This is a genomic window from Accumulibacter sp., from assembly GCF_036625275.1.
Classification (GTDB): domain Bacteria; phylum Pseudomonadota; class Gammaproteobacteria; order Burkholderiales; family Rhodocyclaceae; genus Accumulibacter.
In genome coordinates this window covers 1-21255 of record NZ_JAZKUD010000069.1, presented here as the reverse complement: position 1 = coordinate 21255, position 21255 = coordinate 1, and the positions used below count along the sequence as shown (strand labels likewise).

The 21255-nt window shown below is 63.7% G+C and carries 18 protein-coding genes; 3 read left to right on the top strand and 15 right to left on the bottom strand.

Translation table 11 applies throughout. The features are described from left to right. Positions 1-357: 357 nt before the first annotated feature. From V5B39_RS16975 to V5B39_RS16955, 5 genes are all read right to left on the bottom strand, one after another. Positions 358-2871 (bottom strand): PEP/pyruvate-binding domain-containing protein, encoded by a 2514-nt coding sequence (locus V5B39_RS16975; protein WP_332344048.1) that lies wholly within the window; start codon positions 2869-2871, stop codon positions 358-360. Continuing rightward, positions 2868-3500, bottom strand: a complete 633-nt coding sequence (locus V5B39_RS16970) for a TetR/AcrR family transcriptional regulator (RefSeq protein WP_332344047.1) — start codon at positions 3498-3500, stop codon at positions 2868-2870. The genes V5B39_RS16975 and V5B39_RS16970 overlap by 4 nt, the downstream gene beginning before the upstream one ends. Positions 3501-4060: 560 nt before the next feature. Further along, on the bottom strand, positions 4061-4987 hold the full coding sequence (locus tag V5B39_RS16965) for a DUF2145 domain-containing protein (protein WP_332344046.1): 927 nt from the start codon (positions 4985-4987) through the stop codon (positions 4061-4063). After that, on the bottom strand, positions 4987-5430 hold the full coding sequence (locus tag V5B39_RS16960; RefSeq protein WP_332344045.1) for a hypothetical protein: 444 nt from the start codon (positions 5428-5430) through the stop codon (positions 4987-4989). The genes V5B39_RS16965 and V5B39_RS16960 overlap by 1 nt, the downstream gene beginning before the upstream one ends. A gap of 37 nt (positions 5431-5467) precedes the next feature. Continuing rightward, the gene (locus V5B39_RS16955; RefSeq protein WP_332344044.1) at positions 5468-5971 is read right to left on the bottom strand and encodes a YiaA/YiaB family inner membrane protein; all 504 of its coding nucleotides are present in this window, start codon (positions 5969-5971) and stop codon (positions 5468-5470) included. Between the two features lie 136 nt (positions 5972-6107). Here V5B39_RS16955 and V5B39_RS16950 point away from each other — a divergent pair, with 136 nt between their 5' ends. Beyond that, positions 6108-6857 (top strand): helix-turn-helix domain-containing protein, encoded by a 750-nt coding sequence (locus tag V5B39_RS16950; RefSeq protein WP_332344043.1) that lies wholly within the window; start codon positions 6108-6110, stop codon positions 6855-6857. A 163-nt stretch (positions 6858-7020) separates the two neighbouring features. Here V5B39_RS16950 and V5B39_RS16945 read toward each other — a convergent pair whose 3' ends face one another. The 6 genes from V5B39_RS16945 to V5B39_RS16920 all read right to left on the bottom strand — a co-directional run bounded on the left by V5B39_RS16945 (position 7021) and on the right by V5B39_RS16920 (position 16166). Beyond that, positions 7021-11694: an NAD-glutamate dehydrogenase gene (locus V5B39_RS16945; protein WP_332344042.1), complete on the bottom strand. Its 4674-nt coding sequence runs from the start codon at positions 11692-11694 to the stop codon at positions 7021-7023. A 90-nt stretch (positions 11695-11784) separates the two neighbouring features. Beyond that, the gene (locus V5B39_RS16940; RefSeq protein WP_434735714.1) at positions 11785-12504 is read right to left on the bottom strand and encodes an amino acid ABC transporter ATP-binding protein; all 720 of its coding nucleotides are present in this window, start codon (positions 12502-12504) and stop codon (positions 11785-11787) included. A gap of 43 nt (positions 12505-12547) precedes the next feature. Next, positions 12548-13228, bottom strand: coding sequence for a glutamate/aspartate ABC transporter permease GltK (gltK, locus tag V5B39_RS16935; protein ID WP_034945099.1), 681 nt, complete (start codon positions 13226-13228; stop codon positions 12548-12550). Between the two features lies 1 nt (position 13229). Next, positions 13230-13967, bottom strand: coding sequence for an amino acid ABC transporter permease (locus tag V5B39_RS16930; RefSeq protein ID WP_332344040.1), 738 nt, complete (start codon positions 13965-13967; stop codon positions 13230-13232). A gap of 146 nt (positions 13968-14113) precedes the next feature. Further along, a complete protein-coding gene (locus tag V5B39_RS16925) occupies positions 14114-15154 on the bottom strand; it encodes an asparaginase (protein WP_332344050.1) in 1041 nt (346 codons plus the stop codon). A gap of 130 nt (positions 15155-15284) precedes the next feature. After that, the gene (locus tag V5B39_RS16920) at positions 15285-16166 is read right to left on the bottom strand and encodes a glutamate/aspartate ABC transporter substrate-binding protein (RefSeq protein WP_434735713.1); all 882 of its coding nucleotides are present in this window, start codon (positions 16164-16166) and stop codon (positions 15285-15287) included. A gap of 328 nt (positions 16167-16494) precedes the next feature. Between V5B39_RS16920 and V5B39_RS16915 the strand changes: the two genes are divergently transcribed. Both V5B39_RS16915 and pdxH read left to right on the top strand, forming a co-directional pair. After that, positions 16495-18270, top strand: coding sequence for a M61 family metallopeptidase (locus V5B39_RS16915; protein ID WP_332344038.1), 1776 nt, complete (start codon positions 16495-16497; stop codon positions 18268-18270). A gap of 72 nt (positions 18271-18342) precedes the next feature. Continuing rightward, on the top strand, positions 18343-18981 hold the full coding sequence (gene pdxH, locus V5B39_RS16910; protein ID WP_332344037.1) for a pyridoxamine 5'-phosphate oxidase: 639 nt from the start codon (positions 18343-18345) through the stop codon (positions 18979-18981). Between the two features lie 127 nt (positions 18982-19108). Here pdxH and tsaA read toward each other — a convergent pair whose 3' ends face one another. From tsaA to ubiG, 4 genes are all read right to left on the bottom strand, one after another. Continuing rightward, on the bottom strand, positions 19109-19810 hold the full coding sequence (gene tsaA / locus V5B39_RS16905) for a tRNA (N6-threonylcarbamoyladenosine(37)-N6)-methyltransferase TrmO (protein WP_332344036.1): 702 nt from the start codon (positions 19808-19810) through the stop codon (positions 19109-19111). Positions 19811-19896: 86 nt separating this feature from the next. Continuing rightward, on the bottom strand, positions 19897-20289 hold the full coding sequence (locus V5B39_RS16900; RefSeq protein WP_434735712.1) for a sirohydrochlorin chelatase: 393 nt from the start codon (positions 20287-20289) through the stop codon (positions 19897-19899). A 20-nt stretch (positions 20290-20309) separates the two neighbouring features. Continuing rightward, complete coding sequence (locus tag V5B39_RS16895) at positions 20310-20966, bottom strand: HAD-IA family hydrolase (protein ID WP_332344035.1); 657 nt, start codon at positions 20964-20966, stop codon at positions 20310-20312. Then, a partial coding sequence (gene ubiG / locus V5B39_RS16890; protein WP_332344034.1) for a bifunctional 2-polyprenyl-6-hydroxyphenol methylase/3-demethylubiquinol 3-O-methyltransferase UbiG occupies positions 20959-21255 on the bottom strand: 297 nt, incomplete at its 5' end. The genes V5B39_RS16895 and ubiG, both read right to left, overlap by 8 nt.

Sequence of the window (21255 nt, the reverse complement as noted above, 5' to 3'; positions counted from 1 at the left end):
ATCGGCGCCCGTTTGGTAAATCGTTCCAACACCTCACTCAGGATCACGATCGTCTCCTTCTGACTTTCACGTCAGAATTCAGACACCGAGCCCTGAGTAAGTTCGGGGCACCCGCAAAGGGCTGGTTTCTACAACCTGAATCCGCGTGCCATCCGCGAGCTTCAGAAGCCGCAGGACGGAGCCGTGCTCAAACCCATGGGCGAGAATATCGCCGCGACGCCGCAGCGGCCAAGGTGAAACTGGCGGATCTGAGGCAAGGCGGACGGTTGAGCTGTCCATTTGCAACGGGATGAGGGGTGCGCCAGTTTCATCAAACTGACAACACCGGGGCCGGCGATTGGCAAGCGCCGCCGGATGCTACCTGACCACGCCGCTGCTCAGCCTCCGCACCTCCCCCCGCAAGCCATCCACCTCGACCTCGTCCCCGTCCTGCAATGCCGCCAAAATCCCCGGCAGATTGACCACTGCCGGCAGGGCGAACTCCCGGGCGACAATGGCGCCGTGGGACAAGTAGCCGCCGGTTTCGACCACCAGCCCGCCGGCCTTGAGAAAAAGGTGCGTCCAGCCCGGATCGGTGGCGGGGGCGACGAGGATTTCGCCGGGCTGCAGGGCGACACCCTCGGCAGGGTGACGCAGGCGACGCACCTTGCCGCGGGCGACGCCGGTTCCGGTAGCGACGCCGCGGAACCGGCTCCCTGCCGGGATGGCTGGCTGCCGCGCCTGGTCGGGCAGCGCTGGCGCCCCGCAGGGAGTCAGCGTCAGCCATTCCGGGGGCGTGGCCGCCTGCCAGGTGGCGAAACGCTGCGCCCGGTCGGCCACCCGAGTCCGTAGGCCAGCGGCAGGGATGAGGCCGTTGGCGTAGCGTTCCAGTTCGGCAGGCAGCAGAAAAAAGACGTCTTCGGTTCGGGCCAGGGCGCCCTCGCCGGCAAAGCGCTCGCCGATCAGCAGCCAGAGGCGGCGTGCAGTCGCGAGCAGGGCGATCATGGCGCTACGGGCGGCTTCCCGACGGTTGCAGTCCCGATTGGCGGCGCGCACCTGAGCCCGCAAGAGGAACCGGCGCCAGAACGGCATCTCTCGCCGGATACGCGCCCAGGCCGTGCGCGCCGCCGTCTGCTGGCGCGCGCGCAACGCCGCGGCGTCCACCTCGGCCAGGGCCGGCAGTTGCGCCAACAGGCACTCCGGCTCCTCCGACCAGCGAGGATTGCGAACGTAGGTTTCGTAATGGCCGCGATGACCGTATTCTTCGAGGAAGACGGCGAAGGCGGCGGCGAAGTCCGGGTCATGGAGAGGGCAGGCCGGATCGGCGGTCCGTCTGGCGCGGTGGGCAAGATCGAGGAGGGCATAGCCCTGCGCTGCCGTGACGCTGGGTTCGCCACCAGCCAGGAGCGCCGACCCGAGGGCCTCGCTCTCGCCGGGAAAGACGCGCCCCAGGGTATCGAGCAGGAGGCTCAGGCTGCCACCACCGGAGCCCTGCAGAAAAAACATGCCGTGGAATTCCCGCACCGGCTTGAACAGGCGGCGTAGCAGTCTCCCGATGTCGTCCGGGCTCCTGGGCAGCGGCACATCGCGCAGCTCCCGCGCCAGAGCCCGCGCCGCTGCCACCTCGGCATCCCCCCTGCGGGCCAGGGCCGGGGCACGGCGGAGATAGCGGAGCATGTTGCCGAAGCGGCGCCAGCGGTCGCGCCAGGTGGGCGGCACGGTGGCGATGGCGGGCTGGTGACCACCCATCAGGGCGTTGAAATGTTCGGGCAGAATGCCCATGCCGTCCCAGGCCTCCCACTGCATGATTGAAGCTTCGAGGTAGAGGTAGCCGTCGAACAGGCCGGCGCGTTGGGCGCCCGGCAGAATCGGGCAGCCGGCGATCTTCCAGCCCTGCTCCAGCAGATCGTTGCAGCCGCGGCGGGAGAAGTTCCAGTCCATGGGTTGCAGGGGCGCGGGCATGACCTCACAGGTGTTGCCGCGGGTCCAGATGGCCGGCTGACTGCGCAGGCCGGCGTAAGTGTAATGGGGCCGGCGGGTCACCGGGCGAATCTGCGTGAGCCAGAACTGCTGGCCATCCCAGACCCATTCCAGGTCAAAAAACGGGGCGACGAAGTCGAGGGCCAGGGCAGCGTCCCGCAGCAGCGACGCCAGGGCTTCCGCCTGGGTGGTGTCGAAAACCGGCGCCGCCGCCTGCGCCACCGGCACCGGCACACGCCGGGTGCCGCCCGCCGGGGAGGGAACGCTCATGGTCGCCTTGGCGCCGGGCCGGAATTCCAGCACGCGCCAGGTGTCGCCCGTATCCTCGGCGAAGACGATTTCGTCCCCGACCGCTTCGCCACCGACGAGACTTTCCCCCAGACCCCGGTTGGCGTGGACGAGCATACGGTCCTCGCGCCCACTCACCGGATCGCAGGTGAAAGCGATGCCCGAAGCCACCGCAGTCAGCAATGGCATGACCAGGACCGCCATCGCCGGCTCGCCGCCGATGCCCAGGCGCTCCCGATAGGCCGCCGCGGTGGGCGTATCCAGCGAGGTCCAGACCTCCGCCACGGCCTCGGCCAGTGCGTCGGCACCCAGCACGTTGAGACGTGAAAGGAAAATGCCGGCAAAGGACGCATTGGCGGCATCCTCGCCCACTGCCGACGAGCGTACGGCCAGAGGCCGGTCGTTCCAGCCGCGAGCCAGCAGTTCGTGCCGAAGTGGTGTCACCAACTCCGCCGGCATGTCTTGTCGCCGCTGCTCGCTCCACACCGCGGGGATGACGAAAAAATCCGGCACCGGCAAGCCATAGCGCCGCAGGAGGCCAAGCTGCCGCCCCTTGCCACCCACCGCCTCCGGCGCGGCATCGGCGGCAGCAGCGGCTGCGATCAGTTCGCAGCCGGCATTCATGGCCGCACCGCCATGCCGTCGCAGAAAAGATCGAGCATGCGGGACAGTTCCTCGGCCAGAGGCAGGCGGTCGTCCGCAAGGCAGCGTAGCAGCGTTGCCAGGTGAGCGAACTGAAAGTGCATCGCCAACAGCGGCGCCGGCAGGTCGTTGCGGAATTCGCCGGCGGCCTGCCCCTGCGCGATCAGCTCGGTAAAGATCACGTCCATGCCGCTGCGCTCGCGCCCTTCCGCCGGGGCGCACATGTCGCCCAGGCGATGGCGGATGTAGGGCAGCAGGAAAACCCGTCGCCCCTCGCACCAAGCTGCCTGTATTTCAAGAAAGCGCCGGAGCTGCACCCGCCCCGGCGCTGCATGGGCCAGTTCCGGCTGGATCGCCGGCCAGGCCTCCCGTAGGTCGGTGTGAAAAATGTGGCGCAGCAGCGCTTCCTTGACCGGGAAGTAGCGATAGAGGGTCATCTTGGAGACATCCGCCGCCTCGGCGATGCGCTCCATGGTCACGGTGTCAAAGCCGCTGGCCTCGAACAGCGCCCAGGCGGTCGCGGCGATATGGTCGAGTTGCTGCCGCCGCTTGCGTTCCCGGCGGCCGGTCTCGGTGCTCGCCTGATCACGGTGTTTTGCTGTATCGACCATGTTGCCGACTCCTCTTCTGGGCAAATTCCGGGCGCTGCGTATCCCGGCGGATATGAATGGAAGGGTTGGGAGGAACCGATAGACCTCCCCTCTCGCATGCTCCCCTCCCCTCGCGGGGGGAAGGGTTGGGGGGCATCGTTGCACACGAATTCGTCGAATCCGTGCGAAAACACATCGCCACAGCCGTCAGTCCGCTCTGCTGGCCTTGGCAAGGACATGGAAGCCCCCCAACCCCTTCCACGGCCCGCGCTGCATCGCGGGCCGGCTACGGCGGCGCATGGCAGTGCTCCGCGAACCAAAGTCTTTACGACGTATACAATTATACGACGTAATAGAATACGCCGACTGCAGGACGCAACGCAAATTGGCCCGATCCAGCGCTTGGGCCAGCAACCCCTGGGAATGAATCGACTCAGGGTTCATCCGGCAACGAGTTGATCCTGCGGGGTAGCCGCAGTCTGCAGTGACAAGTGGTCAGAAGCATTCCCGTCTCTCTTCGTCATGCGCCATGCACGGCGCACACGCTCGCCTTTGCGCCGTCGCCAGGAGCGACGCAGGGTTCATGCAGGGGCTCGGGAAATCGTGCTGGCACCGGCCGGCACCGGGGCACGTTCCGGCCGACCAGGTCGAGCCCGTACCGTAGGCGGACGAATACGCAGTGCCATCGGCGGTTCGCCCAGACCGGTGCGCGTCAGCCAGGCAAATACCGATTCGACGGTGACGGTGTCGATCTGCCCCTCCATGCGGCGGCCGAAAGGATGGTCGTCGAAGCTGATGTGGGCGGTAAACATCCGCGCGCCGAGGCGGGTCGCTGCCGAAAGCGGCACCGTCGCGGGCTGGTAGCCGCGTCCGCGCAGCCAGGCTCGCGCCTCGGCGCGACTGTTGACGTGGGGATCGCGCAGCACGGCCAGGGTTTCGATGACCCACTGGTTGCTCTGCTGGTAGGGGCCGGCCCAGGGGTAGGCAAGCATGTTGTAGCGTGGCTCGTGCACGAGAGCGAGCAGCGCGTTGTCGGTGAGCAAAGGCGCCAGCGCGTCAGCGTCCTTGAGCGGCAGCAGGCCGGCCTCGTGGCGGAACAAACCGTCACCGAAGAACTCGGCCAGACCCTGCCGGTAGATCTGCGCGCGGTCGCTGCCGCACTGGTTCAGTTTATGCACTACCCGCCAGGCACCGCGACCGTCGAGTGCTGCCGTGTCGCGGTAGACGAAACCGAGGTGCGTATAGCGCAGGCCGTACGCGCTCAGATCCTGCCCGATACGGGCGAGCAGCGCGACGCGCAAGCCGTCGCGCGCAGCCAGTTCGTCGAGCTGTGCCGCGACGCTGACGGCCAGATCCAGATCGCGCGCCATCGCCGCGAGTGTCGGCCTGCGCGGCGTGCAATCCTGGCCCGCCCAGGCCGGCAATAGAGCACACAGGACGAGGACAGCGGTCCCCCACAAGCACAGGCGACGACACAGTTGGCTGCGCAAACGACGTCGGGCGTCCATCAGCGCACCCGTTCGTTATAGAGCAGCGATTCACCCAGGGCGTTGGGCACCAGGCAGATCACTTCGCCGGCGGCGGAAAGCAGCCAGCCGGCGCTGATCGCCGTCGCCGAGAGAACGGTACCGGTGGCAACCGCTGCGGAAGCCGCGGCCTCGCCGGAAAAACGCAGGCTGGCGGTGGCGCCATCGGAAACCCGGCGCACCAACCACACCATTCCTGTCGCCGATGCCTCGACGGCAACGACTGTGAGCGTTACGCCTGCGCCGAGAATCATCAGCGGCGCCACGCTCAGGGCCGCCACCGGCAGCGAGAGGGCCAGTGAAGATGCGACACTGGCATCCGGGGCACCGCCATGGGCGCGCGCCGGCGGGCTGAGGACGAAGGGAACGAGGCAGCAAGCGGCGATGCAGCCGAGCAAGCGGCGGCGGGATACCACAGTTTTCATGAGTTTCTCCTTGGCTGAACGTGATTGGTAGTGAGCGTCAATCGGTGTGGACCGCATCCGAAGCAGCCGCCGGCACCGCTTGCTCGCGCAGCGCGTTGCCGGCAGCGACGTTCAGTTCGCGTTCCAGGCGTTCGACCTCATGCCCGTCGCGCAGCGTCTTGGCCAGCGTAAAGGCGGTCGAGATCAGGTAGAGCCAACTGACCACCAGGTAGGCCTTCCAGGTCGGGCTGATGTCCATGCGCCACAAGCCCCAGCCGGTAAGCGCCATCGCCAGGGTGAAGGCGCCCCACACCACCAGCGGCCACCAGGGGGTGTCGCTGTCGGCGCTGGCTTGGTCGCGCACGGCCTTGGCAAGCACCAAGGCCGATGAAAGACAGAACAGATAGCCCATGACCATGAAGGCACGGTCGAGATCGGTGCCGGGCAGCCAGAGCAGGCCACCGGCACAGATCAGGATGGCGAGGGCGAAGGAAATCCACACCTGCATGCGCCAGGCGCCAGTATCGCGAAGTACGACGATGTGCTTGTGTCCGCTGTCCATTGACAATCTCCTGTGTTGTGCGTTGAACGACAGCTGAACTTTCGCCCATTGGCGTCGCTAGTACAAGATAATCGGTCGATGTGCCAGAATTTCGGACGCGTAGTATCGTAATATGGTACTTTTTGGAGGTGGCGCGATGAGCACGACGGCCGATCTGATCCACTTGCTGAAAGCTGAGCTGAAAGCCGCAGGCCTGACTTACGCGGCGCTGGCGAAAGAGCTGGGCATGGCCGAATCCAGCGTCAAGCGGATGTTCGCCCGAGGGGGTGACATGCCGGTGTCACGTATCGACGACATCTGCCGCGTCATTCGCCTCGATTTCGCCGAACTGGCGCAGCGCCTGGCCGACAGTCGGCCACTGATGCTGGAGCTGACTCTGGCGCAGGAGAAAGCGGTGCTCGCCGATCGCAAGTTGCTGGTGGTGGCGATCTGCGTGATCAGCCAGATGTCGGCCGAAGCAATCCTTGCCACTTACGAACTGACCGAAGCCGAACTGGTAAGCGCACTGGTGGCGCTCGACCGCATCGGCATCATCGACCTGCGACCGGGCAACCGCTATCGCCTGAAAGTGGCGAAAGGCTTTCGCTGGCTGCCGCACGGGCCGGTGATGGAATACTTTCGTAACGAGGTGCTCGACGACTACTTCGCCGGCGGCTTCGATGGCGAATCGGAAATGCTGATGGTGGTGCATGGCGAGATCGGCCACGGCCTGGCCAATTCCTTCCGCGAGCGGCTGACGCGCGTCGGTCAGGATTTCTCCAACCAGCATCTCGCCGACCGCAAACTGCCGCCCGAGCAGCGTCGGCCCTACACCATCGTCATCGGCATGCGTTCATGGTTGATGGCCTCGCTGGCGCAGATGCACCGGCCGAGGAAGGAATGCTGACGATCTGCCAGCGACCGGCCAAGGGTCACCACGGTTGCTGCCCGGCGCGCAGCGGTCGCCACGTCGTGCCGAAAGGTCCCGGCCCCAGGGTCAGGGCAGGCCGTACCTACCCCAGTACCGGCCGATTGGGCTGTTTTGCCGGGTTTCCTGCCCGTCAGACGCTTCAGACGACGAGCAGTCGCCTGACCTCTGCCAGCCCCGCCGAAAGCATCGCCAGATCCTGGGGTTCATTGCCCTTCAGTTCATCGAGCACCGCGCCGGCTTCCGTGGTGGTCGGCAGGCTGCCGCCGAGAACCTGCCGCAGGAGGTGCTGCCGCAGGCTGGCCAGCTCGCCGCCGAGCTGCGCGCGGGCCCTTGCCTGCCAGCGGTTGCCGGCCGGCAGACGGGAGACGGCAGCGGCCAGCCAGTCCAGATCGATCTGCCCTTCGAGAACGGCGAGTGCTCGTGTCACGTCGTCCAACGGATAGCCACAGGCACGCGCGAGATTCACCCGCTCGAACGCTGCAACGATCGCCGCACGCTCGTCGATCAACGCGGTGATGGCGACTGCGCCGCTCCGACCCTGACGGATGCGGTCAATGGTGGTGGCGACTGCACTGCCGTATTCGGTCATCAACTGCGCAAGGCGAGTCCCCCGCAGATGCTGCGTCAGCACCAGCGGCGTCGCCGCCGCCAGCATTGCCCGCAGCCCGGTCATCCACGCCAGTTGCCGGGTGGCGTCGACGACCAGGTCCAGCGATTCGATCTCGTGCCACAGCGTTTCTGCGTCGAGTACGCTGCTGGCGGCATACCACGCGCCGGCCACCTGCGCCGCCGAGGCCCCCGTTTCGTCACCGAGCTGCAGGACAAAGGTCGTTCCCATGCGGTTCACCAGACGATTGACGAGCTGCGTGGCGATGATGTCGCGCCTTAGAGGATGCGCCGGCAGCAGTTCGCTGGCATGCGCGAGCAGGGGTGCCGGAAAGTAGGCCACCAGCAGTTGATGCATGTCTTCGCTGTCGGGCAGGCTCGACGCCAGGAGGGTTTCCTTGAGCGCGATCTTGGCATAGGCCAGAAGCACCGCGATTTCCGGTGCGGTCAGGCCGCGCTTCTGCTGCGCGCGTTCGGCAAGACCTTTGTCGTCGGGCAGACATTCGATACCGCGATGCAGGGCGCCGCGGGACTCCAGGTGGCGAATCAGACGGCCATGCACCTCGATCAGGCTCGCTCCGGCTGCCGCTTCGAGGGCAATCGCCTGTGTCTGCTGATAGTTGTCGGCCAGCACCAGCGAGGCGACCGCGTCGGTCATCGAGGCGAGCAGTGCGTCACGCTGCTTGCCGGTCATGTCGCCACGCCGGATCAGCCCGGCCAGCAGGATCTTGATGTTGACCTCGTGGTCGGAGCAATCGACGCCAGCCGAATTGTCGATGGCGTCGGTGAAGATCCGGCCGCCATTGAGCGCGAACTCGATGCGCCCCTTCTGCGTCAAGCCGAGATTGCCGCCTTCGCCGATCACCCGCGCCTTGAGCTGACCGGCATCGACCCGCAGAATGTCGTTGCCGCGATCGTTGGCTTCCTGATGACTCTGGGAGCTGGCCTTGACGTAGGTTCCGATGCCGCCGTTGTAGAGCAGGTCGACCGGCGCCTGTAGCAGAGTCTTGATCAGTTCGGGGGGCGTCATCTGGCTGGCGGTGCTGCCCAGCCACGCGCGCAGCTCGGGTGACAGCGGGATCGACTTGGCCGTTCGCGACCACACGCCGCCGCCCTCGGAAATCAGAGCCGGATCGTAGTCCGCCCACGAAGACCGCGGCAGCGCAAAGAGGCGTTGCCGCTCGGCAAAGCTGCGCGCCGGGTCCGGGTTCGGGTCGAGGAAGACATGCCGGTGATCGAAGGCGGCCAGCAGCCGGATTTCGGAAGAGAGCAACATGCCATTACCGAAAACGTCGCCGGACATGTCGCCGATCCCGACGACGGTGAACGGTTGCGTCTGCGTATCGAGACCGATTTCCCGGAAGTGCCGCTTGATCGCCTCCCAGGCACCTCTGGCGGTAATGGCCATTTTCTTGTGGTCGTAACCGACCGAGCCACCCGAAGCAAAGGCATCACCGAGCCAGAAGCCGTACTCGATGGCGATGCCGTTGGCGATGTCCGAGAAGGTCGCCGTCCCTTTGTCGGCAGCGACGACCAGATAGGGGTCGTCGCCGTCGCGACGGCGCACGTGATTCGGCGGCACGACCCGGCCGTCGACCCGGTTGTCGGTGAGATCGAGCAGGCCCCGGATGAAGGTTGAATAACAGGCGATTCCCTCGGCCTGGAAGGCCTCGCGCTCGCCAGCCGCCGGCAGGCGTTTGCAGACGAAGCCCCCTTTCGATCCCAGCGGAACAATCACTGCATTCTTCACCATCTGCGCCTTGACCAGACCGAGCACCTCGGTGCGGAAGTCTTCCATGCGGTCGGACCAGCGCAGGCCACCGCGCGCCACCCGCGCACCGCGCAGGTGCACGCCTTCGACCCGCTCGTTGTAGACGAAAATTTCGTAGAGCGGCGCCGGCGCGGGCAGGAAGGGAATGTCTCTGGACGAGAACTTGAAGGACAGGTAACTCTTGGCCTGACCGTCAGGGCTCGGTTGATAGGCGTTCGTCCGCAGCGTTGCCTCAATGACCGTCTGCAGCGCAGAAAGAATCCGATCATCATCGGGATTGCCGACCTGCAACAAGGCCGTGCTGACTTCATCGGAAAACGCTCTGGTGCGTGCCTCGTCTGCTGCCGGAGAAAAGAGTGCCTCGAACAGGTCGACCAGTGCCCGCGTTATCCGGAAATGCGTCGCCAGACAGCGCTGCACATAAGCCTGGCTGAACGGCAAACCGGCCTGCCGCAGGTAACGGCTGTAGGCGCGCAGGATGCTGATCTGCCGCCCGTCGAGACCTGCCAGCAGAACCAGGCGGTTGAAACCGTCGTTCTCGGCCTGGTCGCGGAACAGCTTCTCGAGCAGGTCGATGAAGGATCGCCGGGTCGTCTCGTCGTTCAGCGCCGCAGCCTGCGGCAGGCGCACTGCGAAGTCGGCAATGTGCAGGTCGCTCCTGGGCAGACTGAACGGCTGTTCGGAGAGTACCGTCAGTCCCATGTTCTCGAGGACCGGCAGAATCGCCGATAGCGGTCTCGGCCTGCCGCGACGGAACAGTTTCAGGTGCTGGTGTGAGCCATCGTCACCCTGGGCTGCGCTCAGCTTCACCTCGACACGGCCGCTCTGCTCGGCGGCTTCGAGATGTTCGAGGTCGGACACCGCCGAAGCCGGTGTGACCCGTTCCTGATACGACAGCGGCAATTCCGGCGAATAGCGACGCAACAGGCGGTTGCCGCGCTCCTCGCCATAGTGCCCGACGAGATTCTGTTTCAGTTCTTCAGCCCAGCCGCGCACGATCCGTGCCACCTGCCTTTCGATCGCGTCGGCATCGTAACGGTAGTCGGTGCCGACCGGCGTACGGGCGATGAAATGCAGACGTGCCAGCCGCGACTCGCCGAGCATGACAAAATAGTCGACGCGTTCGGCGGCGAGGCTTTCATGAAGGAGCGCCGAGATGCGCTCGCGGATGGTGGTGTCGAAGCGGTCGCGCGGCATATAGACGATCGCTGAAACATAACGCCCCCAGGCATCGTCGCGCAGGAAGATGCGCACCTGCTCGCGCTCGTGCAGGGACACGATGCCGCTGGCGATACGGACCAGATCCGGGTGAGCGATTTCGATCAGCTCGTCACGCGGATAGGTTTCGAGTACGTTGAGCAGGGTCTTGTCGCGATGGCTGCGCGGCAGGAAGCCGAGATCTTCCCGTACGGCGGCAATCTTGCGCCGCAGCAGCGGCGCATCGGTTGCCGCCACATGGTAGACGTGTGCCGTGTAGAGGCCGACGAAAGCACGCAATCCGACGATGTTGCCGTCGGCGTCATAACGCTTGGCGGCAATGAAATCGAGGTAGGCCGAGCGATGAATCGTCGAGCGCGCGTCCGCCTTGACCAGAATCACGGGCAGGGGATCTCTGGCCAGTTCCGCGACGACGCCGGGAATTCCCGCCAGGCAACGGCCAAAGCGGGGATGGTCGGCGCTTCGGAGAATGCCGAGTCCGCTGCCGGCGACGCGCGCGAGCTTGCTGTCGCCGACGGCCGCCTGGTAATCCGCATAACCGAGAAAGACAAAATTGTTGGCCGCGATCCAGGCCAGATATGCCGCCGCTTCGTCGGCTTCGGCAAGCGTCACGGCGGCCATCTCGGTGTGTGCTTCGCGCATGCGCTCGTGCATCGTCGGGCCATCTTCGACGGCCGCGCGCACGTCAGCGAGCACGCCCAGAATTTCCTGATGCAGGGTATCGATCAGTCCGGCCTCGCCAATGCGATCGATCTCGAGGTGGATCCAGGACTCCGCTCGACTGCCGGCAGCGCCACGCGGCCGCGTGGCCTGCAGCCTGCCATCGACATCGCGCTCGGCGCCCAGCAGAGGATGCAGCAATCGATGGATCACCAGTCCATGGTGGTAAACCAGCATGGTGATCGAATCGACCAGAAACGGCATGTCATCGGTGATGACATCGATCACGGTGTGCGGAGAGTGCCAGCCATGCCGGTCAAAATCCGGGGTATAGAGAGCGGCCGAGGCTTGTTTCGGCGCGCGCACCTCGCCTAACCGGAAATGCTGGACCGCCGCCCCGAGAAGCTCTTCAGGACTCGCGTCCGTGGCGCCGCCCAATTCCACATCGACGAAGTAGCCATCGAGGAACTCGCCGATGCGCGCCGAAAGGTGCTGCTGCTCGGCGATTTCGCGCAGATTGCGGCGCAGGTTGTGGGTAGACTCGCTGATCAGTGCCATGCCGTTCTCCTTCTCTCGAATCGATCGGGTATCGCCTTGCTGGCCACTGACGCCTGCGCCACTCCAGGCAGGCCCTGAGTCAGACGGTACTCAATGGTGCAGAATCTTGGCCAGAAACTGTTGTGCTCGCTCCGAACGAGCGTGTTCGAAAAAAGCCTCCTTGCTGTCGTCCTCGACGATACGGCCCTGATCCATGAAGATCACCCGGTTGGCGACGCGTTTGGCGAAGCCCATCTCGTGCGTGACGCACATCATGGTCATCCCCTCCTGTGCCAGCTCGGTCATCACGTCAAGCACTTCGTTGACCATTTCCGGGTCGAGCGCCGAAGTCGGTTCGTCGAAGAGCATGCAGATCGGGTCCATGGCCAGCGCCCTGGCAATCGCCACACGCTGCTGCTGCCCACCGGAAAGCTGGCCCGGATATTTCTCCGCCTGCGCGCGCAGGCCGACCCGATCGAGCAACTTGAAACCCTTCTCGCGCGCCTGCTCCTGGGTACGCCCGAGCACCTTGGTCTGGGCAATGGCCAGGTTATTGATGATGCTCATGTGCGGAAAGAGTTCAAAATTCTGGAAAACCATGCCCACCGTCGAGCGCAGCTTGGCAAGATTGGTTTTCGGATCGCCGACGGACACGCCATTGACGATGATTTCGCCACTCTGAAAGGGTTCGAGGCCATTGACACATTTGATCAGTGTCGACTTGCCCGAACCAGACGGGCCACAGACGACGATGACTTCGCCCTTGTGCACCTGTGTCGTGCAGTCGGAGAGGACATGGAAGGAACCGTAATGCTTGCTCACCTTGTTCATCGTAATCACGAAAAGTCTCCTCGATTCATGGCTGCAAGCGGCATCAGGCCGTCTTGAGCTTGTTCTGATAGTAGCGAACGATTCGCGACGCGGTGAAGCAGATCACGAAATAAACGGCACCGGCAAAGAGCAGCAACTCGACCAGACGCCCATCACGATCCCCGACTTTGTAGGCCGCACCAAAGAAGTCGGCCAGGGCCGACACATAGACCAGTGAGGTATCCTGGAAAAGGATGATCCCCTGTGTCAGCAGCAAGGGAACCATGTTGCGGAAAGCCTGCGGCAGCACCACCAGGCGCATCGCCTGGCCGTAGGTCATGCCGAGCGCGCTGGCAGCACCCATCTGGCCTTTCGGAACCGACTGGATGCCGGCACGAATGATCTCCGAGTAGTAAGCCGCCTCGAACAGCGCAAAGCCGGCAATTGCCGAGGAAAGGCGCATGTCCGAACCGCGCGGGAAGCCGAAGAGGCTTTCCAGCAGATGCGGCACGATCAGAAAAAACCACAACAACACCATGACCAGCGGAATGGCCCGGAAAAGATTCACGTAGCCAGCCGCGAACCATGACAGCGGCTTGACCGGCGAGAGGCGCATCAGGGCCAGCAGGGTGCCCCAGACAATCCCGAAAATCACCGCGCTGACCGTGATCTTGAGGGAAATCTTCATACCCTCCCAGAGAAAAGGCAGCGCATTGGGAATCGAAGACCAGTCGAATTCATGCATCTCACTTGCCTCCAAGATAGCCGGGGACGCGTACATGCTCTTCCACCCAGCGCATGCCGAACATCACCACCACATTGATCAGCAGGTAGGCGAGTGTCACCGCGATGAACGACTCGTAGGGCTGCGCCGTGTAATCCACCAGTTGCCGGCCCTGGGCGGCCAGTTCCAGCAGGCCGATCGTCGAACATACGGCCGAATTCTTGAAAATGTTGAGGAACTCCGAGGTCAGCGGCGGCACGATCAAACGCACCGCCATCGGCAACATCACATGGCGATAAGTCTGCGGCAAGGTGAAGCCCATCGCCAAACCGGCGTTTTTCTGTCCCGGCGGCAGCGAATTGATCCCCGAACGCACCTGTTCAGCGACACGCGCGCTGGTGAACAGCGCCAGGCAGACCATCGAGGCAAGAAACTGCTGCATGATCGGGTTGGTCTGCTTGAAGGCGTTGCCGAGGGCCTCGGGCAGCAGCTCGGGCATCACGAAATACCAGAGGAAGAGTTGCACCAGCAGCGGGATGTTGCGAAAGATTTCGACGTAGGCCGTGGCCAGCCCCGACAGCCACTTGTTCGGGACCGTCCGCAGGACGCCGACCACAGCGCCAAGCGCCAGCGCGATCAACCAGGCCGATAGCGACAGGGCGATGGTCATCTTGAAGCCGTAGAACATCCAGCCGAGATAGGTATCGTCACCCGTTGCCGTCGGCTGCAGAAAAATTCCCCAGTTCCAGTTGTAACCCATCGATGTTTCTCCTCCTAACGGTCATGTCTTTTCCAGACACCCCCGATCATGAAAGCCATGACCGTTTCCCCTCTCCCCCAGCCCCTCTCCCGCGAGGGGAGAGGGAAGGTTCGTGAGTCGCAGAGCGACTTTCGCGGTAAGCGGGCTCAATACTCCCAGAAAATCCGTTGCAGTTCCTTGCTGTCCTGGGTCTTGGTCAAAGCCACCAAGGCGAGAATGCGTGCTTTCTGCGGGTTGAGATCGTGCGCGACCACCCAGTCGTACTTGTCGTCGGGTTGCTCGGCGTTGCGCAGCACGAAGCCACCGGCATTGACATGCGATGAACGGATGATCTGAATCCCCTTGCCGCGCAGTTCCTGCAGACTGGGCACGACGGCGCTGCTCACCGAACCATTGCCGGTACCTGCATGAACGATCGCCTTGGCGCCATTGGCCGCAAAAGCGCGGTAGGCCGTATCCGAAGCATTGCCCGCTCCATAGGCGATCTCGACCGACGGTAGCGTGTCGATTTTGTCGATGTCGAATTCGGAATGACGGGTATGCCGCTTGGCGGGCAGACGGAACCAGTAGTTCTTGCCCTCGACGACCATCCCGAGCGGCCCCCAGGGACTCTTGAAGGCTTCGGTCCTGAGGTTGACCATCTTGGCGACATCGCGACCGCTGTTGATCTCGTCGTTCATGGTCACCAGCACGCCTTTGCCACGCGCGTCCTTGCTGGCCGCAACACTGACCGCATTGAACAGATTCAGCGTGCCATCGGCCGACATCGCAGTGCCCGGTCGCATCGACCCGACCACGACGATGGGTTTGTCGGTGCGCACCACCAGATTGAGAAAGTAGGCGGTTTCTTCGAGCGTATCGGTGCCGTGCGTGATCACGATACCATCCACATCATTCTGCTTGACCAGCGCTGCGACACGCTTGGCCAGAGTCACCAGGTTGGCATTGGTCAAGCTCTCCGAGGCAATCTGGAAGACCTGTTCTCCGCGCACCGCGGCCACCGTGTTCAACTGCGGAATGCCGGCGATCAGCTTGTCCACCGGCACCTTCGCCGCCTGATAGGTGGCGCTGTTGGTGACATCGGCGCCCGCACCGGCGATCGTGCCACCCGTGGCGAGAATCACGACGTTCGGCTGGTCGGCAGCCAGTGCCGCACTGCAGACGAGAAGCGTCGCCGCCATTGCCATCGACCACCGTCTTGCCATTTGATTCAGCATGGTTCATCCTTTGCTTATGGTCTGTGTTCCCTTCCGGGGTCCGGCAGGCCCCCGGAATGCGCCGTTCCAGGGGCAGATCAGCCAGCCCCGGCACGACAACTTACTCGAACGCCTTGTCGTTGGGCGCCTTGTACAGCTTCTTGACGGCTTCGGAGAGCGGGAAATTGAGGTTCAGGCCTTTCGGCGGGATTGGTTGCAGAAACCACTTGGCGTAGATTTTTTCGGCTTCGCCCGAGGTCATGGCCTTGGCCAGTGCACCATCGACGACCTTCTTGAAGGCCGGGTCATCCTTGCGCAACATGCAGCCATAGGCTTCGAATGATTGCGGGGTGCCGACCACCACCCAGTCGCTGGCTTTCTTGGCTTTGGCCATTTCGCCGTAGAGCAGCGCGTCGTCCATCATGAAAGCGACCGCGCGGCCGGTCTCCAGGGTCAAAAAGGCTTCGCCGTGGTCCTTGGCGCTGATGATGTTCATCTTCATCTGCTTGTCCTCGTTCATCTTGCGCAGCAGACGCTCCGAGGTGGTACCGGCCGTGGTCACGACATTCTTGCCCGCCAGCTCGGGGAAATCGGTAATCCCGGAATTGGTCTTGGTCATCAAACGAGTGCCGATGATGAAGATGGTATTGGAAAAACTGACCTGCTTCTGACGTTCGGTGTTGTTGGTCGTCGAACCGCATTCCAGGTCGACCGAGCCGTTCTGGACCAGCGTGATGCGATTCGCCGAGGTCACCGGCATCAGCTTGGTCTCCAGCTTGGCCAGCTTCAGCTCGGCCTTGATGGCGTCGACCGCCTTCATCATCAGCTCCTGCGAATAACCGATGACCTGCTGCTTGTCGTCATAATACGAGAAGGGTATCGACGACTCGCGATGCCCGAGCGTGATGACTCCGGTTTCCTTGACCTTCTTCAGCGTACCGGTCAGTTCCTGCGCCAGAACCGGCGCCGACAACAGGCTCGCCGACAGCGTTGCTGCCAGCATAAGACCTCTGCAATATGGGCTCATTGTGTCTCCTCCATGTGTCTTCGGGTAATTGATGGGTGAAATCCAGGGAAATCAGGCCATCTCCCGATTCCCGGATGGTTTCGATTCTGGCATGACTTGCGCATTCAGCCAAGCGCCAATTGAATGATGATTCGGTCATGAAAGGAAAGTTCCCCCGGCTGACCGCCATGCTTATGGCAGTGATGAGCGTTTTCCTCTCTCACGGCCCGCGCTGCATCGCCCCGATGTTGACCCCATGCCTGCGCATGGCAGCGCACGCAAGCCGTACAATTCCGGCAATACCCTGACCAGACCCACTCAAGCGATGAGGCCTATGCACATCCGCTATAGCATTCGTCCGAGCAAGCCTGCAGCGCATCTTCTCGAAGTGCGCTGCAGCCTGGCCGCACCCGACCCGGCGGGGCAGCGTTTCGCGCTGCCGGCCTGGATCCCCGGCAGCTACCTGATTCGTGACTTCGCACGCCACATCGTCGCGATTCGTGCCGAGGCTGCCGGCAAAGCGGTCGCGCTCACCAAGCTCGACAAACATAGCTGGCAGGCTGCGCCGCTCGGCAAGGGTGTGGCGCTTACCGTCATCTGCGAGGTCTACGCCTGGGATCTCTCGGTACGCGCTGCGCATGTCGACCAGACACACGCCTTCTTCAATGGCAGCAGCGTATTCCTGCGTGCCCTCGGTCACGAACATTTGCCGTGTCTGGTCGATATCCAGCGGCCGATCGGCAGGCACTTCGAAGCCTGGCGTGTCGCCACCGCGCTCACTCCGGCATGTCACCAGACTGCCCGGCGACACGCTTTCGGCCTCTACCGAGCCGCCAACTATGACGAGTTGATCGATCATCCGGTCGCCATGGGCACTTTCACGCTGGCCACATTCACGGCCTGTGGTGTCCCGCACGAAATCGCCATCAGCGGGCGTCATGACTGCGACCTGGCGCGCCTGAGCGCCGACCTGCAGCGCATCTGTGAATGGCAAATCCGCTTCTTCGGCGAACCGGCACCGATGCCGCATTACGTTTTCCTGGTCACCGCCGTCGACGAGGCGTATGGCGGACTTGAGCATCGGGCCTCGACGGCGCTGCTCTGCGCCCGCGACGACCTGCCCTACCCTGGCATGCGCGGCACACCGAAGCGCTATCGCAGCTTTCTCGGTCTGTGCAGCCACGAGTATTTCCACGCATGGAACGTCAAGCGCATCCAGCCCGCGGCATTCTCGTCCTACAATCTCGATGCCGAAAACTACACCACCCTGCTCTGGGCCTTCGAGGGTTTCACCTCGTACTACGACGACCTGGCGCTGCTACGCTGCGGCTTGATCCGGTTGAAAGACTGGCTGGCGCTGGTCGCCAGGACGATCGACAAGGTCCACAACAACCCCGGTCGGCAGCGGCAGACGCTTGCCGAGTCGAGTTTCGACGCCTGGACGAAATACTACCGGCCCGACGAGAACACCCCGAATGCAGTGGTCAGCTACTACACCAAGGGAGCACTGGTGGCGCTGGCACTCGACCTGAAGCTGCGCGCAGAGACCAGCAACCGGATTTCACTGGACGACGTGATGCGCGCGCTCTGGCAACGCCATGGCCAGGGTGAGCAGCGCTGCGGCATTGGCGACGAGGACATCCGGCTGCTCGCTGAAGAACTGTCCGGCCTTAACCTCGAACACTTTTTTGCCGAAGCCGTCCATGGCACGACCGACGTGGACCTGGCGCAGTTGCTGCAGCCCTTTGGCATCCGGCTGAAGCGTTCGGCAAGCTCCACAAGCCCGTCGCTCGGCGTGCAAACCGGCAGCGACGGCAGCGAGGCCCGATTGACGATCGTCTACGAAGGCAGCCCGGCGCAAGTCGCCGGACTGTCGGCCGGCGACCTGCTGCTGGCGATCAATGGCTTGCGAGTCACGCCATCGACCCTCGACCGCCTGTTGAGTCGCCGTCAGGCCGGCGAGACGGTCCACATACACGCCTTTCGACGCGACGAACTGATGGAATTCACGGTCCAACTCGGCGCGCCGGCCAAGGATCGCCACCAGTTGCAGTTGCAGCGAAAACGCAACTCCCTGCGCAAGAACTGGCTGCAGGGGTAGCGCATCGACGATAATCCGCCACGGTATGCTCCAGCCCTGCCGGGCTCCACCCATTGCCTCCTCGTACGCCAGATGACCAAGCTCGCCGACCTCCGCAAAAGCTACGAACGCGCCGAACTCAGTGAGGACGCGTCACTCGCCGACCCTCTCAGGCAGTTCGAGAAATGGATCAGCGAAGCGATCAGCGCGCAAGTCCCCGAACCCAACGCCATGACCCTGGCGACGGTAGACAGCCGCCTGCGCCCGTCCACCCGTGTGGTACTGATCAAGGGCTATGACGAAAAGGGCATCACCTGGTTCACCAATTACGACAGTCGCAAGGGTCGCGAACTCGCTGCCAATCCCTGGGCAGCACTGCAGTTTCACTGGGTCGACCTGGAGCGGGTGGTGCGCATCGAGGGTTGCGTCGAGAAAGTGAGCGCCGCCGAAAGCGATGCCTACTTCGCCAGCCGCCCTCTCGATTCCCGCATCGGCGCCTGGGCGAGTCCGCAGAGCCAGGTGATTGCCAGCCGCAGCGTACTCGTCGGCAATGCCGCTCGCTATGGCGCGAAGTTCCTGCTGCACCCACCCCGTCCACCGCACTGGGGCGGCTACCGGCTGCGTCCTGATACCTGGGAATTCTGGCAGGGCAGAAAGAGCCGTCTGCACGACCGTCTGCGCTACCGGCTGGACAGCGATCAGCAATGGATTCGCGAACGCCTGGCGCCGTGACCTGCGCGGGCGTCGGAATAACCGGAAAGCTTACCACCTCGCTCACCGCCTGGCCCTGAATCGTGCTCCCGACAAAACCCACCCGCAGCTTGCTGACCGGAGCAGACCTCGCCGATGGGCTGGGCCATCAGTCGACCACAGCCGGCACAATTTCCTCAACGACGGCCCGCGTCCCCGTACAACGCCATTTGACTTCCAGATCGTAAAGACGCAAGCCATAGCGTCGCAACGGATCGCTCGCGTAGGCCGGACGCGGATCCTGCGCCAACACCTCGCACAGCAGCGCCGCCAGGTCCGGCCAGCGAGATTCGTGCCGGCACAATTGCATCGCCGCCTGCCCGCTGAAATCGACCGCCAGTTGCGGCGGCGGACCCTCGACGAAACCGCTGCGGGCCGCCGGCTCGCTCTCGACAAAGGGAAGGTACGGTTTGATGTCGAGAACTGGCGTACCGTCCAGCAGGTCAACGCCGCCAAAAGTCAACACCACCCCCGCACGCGTTTCAATGGACAACAGTTCGACCAGCGACAGCCCCAGGGGATTCGGGCGAAACGGGCTGCGGCTGGCGAATACACCCACGCGTTGATTGCCTCCCAGCCGCGGCGGCCGAACCGTCGGGTGCCAATCGCCGCGGCAGTGGTGAAAGACGACACTGAGCCAGACATGCGAGAAAGCCGCCAGGCCACGCACCGCTTCCTCCCGGTCATACGGTCGCAGCAGGCGCAGTTGGCCGCGTGCATGCGGTGCCAGACGTGGCTGACGAGGAATGCCGAAGCGGTCCCGAAAGGGCGTCGCCAGATAGCCGATCGGCGACAAGGTGATGTCAGCCACCGGTCGGGTCCGTAAGAATGCAGGCTCGCACGCGCATCACAGCAAGGCGCGTGCGCCTGCTGATCCCATGCATCCACCGCGCCACCTCAGCGACTGGCGAGCGCCAGCGCATGCCGGGCCATGGCCTGGACGATGGGCTCGGCCTCGCCAATCGCAGGCGCGAGTTCAAAGCACGTTTGCGGATGGCGCTGTCGCAGTTCTTCGAGCAGCAGCGGCACATCGCGCTTCAGATGCCCACCGCGAGCGATGAACATCGGCACGACCAGGATGCGTTCCCAGCGTTCGGCGATCAGGGATTCGGCACACGCACGCAAATCGGGTGGGATGAACTCGAGAAAGGCCAGTTCGACACGCAGTTCGGGCGCCTGTTCGCGCATCGCCGCGCAGACACGGCGCATCGGGTCCGCCCATTCCGGGTCACGTGCGCCGTGGGCGAAAAGGATCAAGGCTGTGCGTGGCATACGTGCACTGTAACGCATCACGACACCCGCGACACGGGTCAGTGGATGCCGGCCAGCGCGGCGATCTCCCGAGCCTCATCGACGAGATGATCGGCTCCCCAGGCCTCGATCGGGTCGCCATCACCAAGATAGCCGTAGCGAACCGCCACCGTGGCCATGCCGACAGATCGGCCCGCCTGGATGTCACGCAAGTCATCACCGACGTAAAGGCAGCACGTGGGCTCCCTGGCAATCAGCGCGCAAGCCATCTGCATCGGCTGGGCTGCGGGCTTGGCACGCCGCGCAGAGTCGCCGCTGACCACGCAGGCGGCACGTTTGGCGTAGCCCAATTGGTTCAGCAGCGGCAGGGTGAAGCGTTGCGCCTTGTTGGTGATGATTCCCCATGGCAAACCACGGCGCTCAAAACCGCCGAGCAGTTCGTCGATCCCAGGGAAAACCGTCGTCTCGACGCAGATGTCCTGGCTGTAATAGCGCAGGAAGCGATCATGGAACTGTGCATAGTCCGGATCGCCCGGCTGCATGTCGAGCCCCGCCTTTAGCAGGCCCCTGACGCCCTGTGAAGTGAGAGGACGCAAGCGGGCCGCCGGAAGCGCTGCCAGGCCGAGATCAGAACGCAAGCGGTTGAGTGCCGCCGCCAGATCCGGAGCCGTATCGGCAAAAGTCCCGTCCAGGTCGAACAGGAACGCTTCAAACATTCTTCACGGTATGCAGCAGGTAATTGACATCGCTATCGCGGCCGAGAGTGTACCGTCCGGTCAAGGGATGGTAGGTCATCCCGCGCAAGTCAAGCACATCGAGGCCGACATTTCTGGCCCAGCGCAGAAGTTCCGATGGCTTGATGAACCTGGCGTAATCGTGGGTCCCCCTGGGCAGCATGCGCAGGACATACTCGGCGCCGATCACCGCCAACAGGTAAGCCTTCGGATTGCGGTTGATGGTCGAAAAGAATACATGCCCGCCAGGCTTGACCAGCGCTGCGCAAGC

Coding starts and splice junctions, on each gene's coding strand:
- V5B39_RS16915 (WP_332344038.1), top strand. CDS start 16,495: ATGAGGCCTATGCACATCCGCTATAGCATTCGTCCGAGCAAGCCTGCA.
- V5B39_RS16955 (WP_332344044.1), bottom strand. CDS start 5,971: ATGGACAGCGGACACAAGCACATCGTCGTACTTCGCGATACTGGCGCC.
- V5B39_RS16975 (WP_332344048.1), bottom strand. CDS start 2,871: ATGAATGCCGGCTGCGAACTGATCGCAGCCGCTGCTGCCGCCGATGCC.
- V5B39_RS16950 (WP_332344043.1), top strand. CDS start 6,108: ATGAGCACGACGGCCGATCTGATCCACTTGCTGAAAGCTGAGCTGAAA.
- V5B39_RS16925 (WP_332344050.1), bottom strand. CDS start 15,154: ATGGCAATGGCGGCGACGCTTCTCGTCTGCAGTGCGGCACTGGCTGCC.
- V5B39_RS16895 (WP_332344035.1), bottom strand. CDS start 20,966: ATGTTTGAAGCGTTCCTGTTCGACCTGGACGGGACTTTTGCCGATACG.
- V5B39_RS16970 (WP_332344047.1), bottom strand. CDS start 3,500: ATGGTCGATACAGCAAAACACCGTGATCAGGCGAGCACCGAGACCGGC.
- gltK (WP_034945099.1), bottom strand. CDS start 13,228: ATGCATGAATTCGACTGGTCTTCGATTCCCAATGCGCTGCCTTTTCTC.
- V5B39_RS16930 (WP_332344040.1), bottom strand. CDS start 13,967: ATGGGTTACAACTGGAACTGGGGAATTTTTCTGCAGCCGACGGCAACG.
- V5B39_RS16900 (WP_434735712.1), bottom strand. CDS start 20,289: ATGCGTTACAGTGCACGTATGCCACGCACAGCCTTGATCCTTTTCGCC.
- pdxH (WP_332344037.1), top strand. CDS start 18,343: ATGACCAAGCTCGCCGACCTCCGCAAAAGCTACGAACGCGCCGAACTC.
- V5B39_RS16940 (WP_434735714.1), bottom strand. CDS start 12,504: ATGAACAAGGTGAGCAAGCATTACGGTTCCTTCCATGTCCTCTCCGAC.
- V5B39_RS16945 (WP_332344042.1), bottom strand. CDS start 11,694: ATGGCACTGATCAGCGAGTCTACCCACAACCTGCGCCGCAATCTGCGC.
- V5B39_RS16960 (WP_332344045.1), bottom strand. CDS start 5,430: ATGAAAACTGTGGTATCCCGCCGCCGCTTGCTCGGCTGCATCGCCGCT.
- V5B39_RS16965 (WP_332344046.1), bottom strand. CDS start 4,987: ATGGACGCCCGACGTCGTTTGCGCAGCCAACTGTGTCGTCGCCTGTGC.
- V5B39_RS16920 (WP_434735713.1), bottom strand. CDS start 16,166: ATGCTGGCAGCAACGCTGTCGGCGAGCCTGTTGTCGGCGCCGGTTCTG.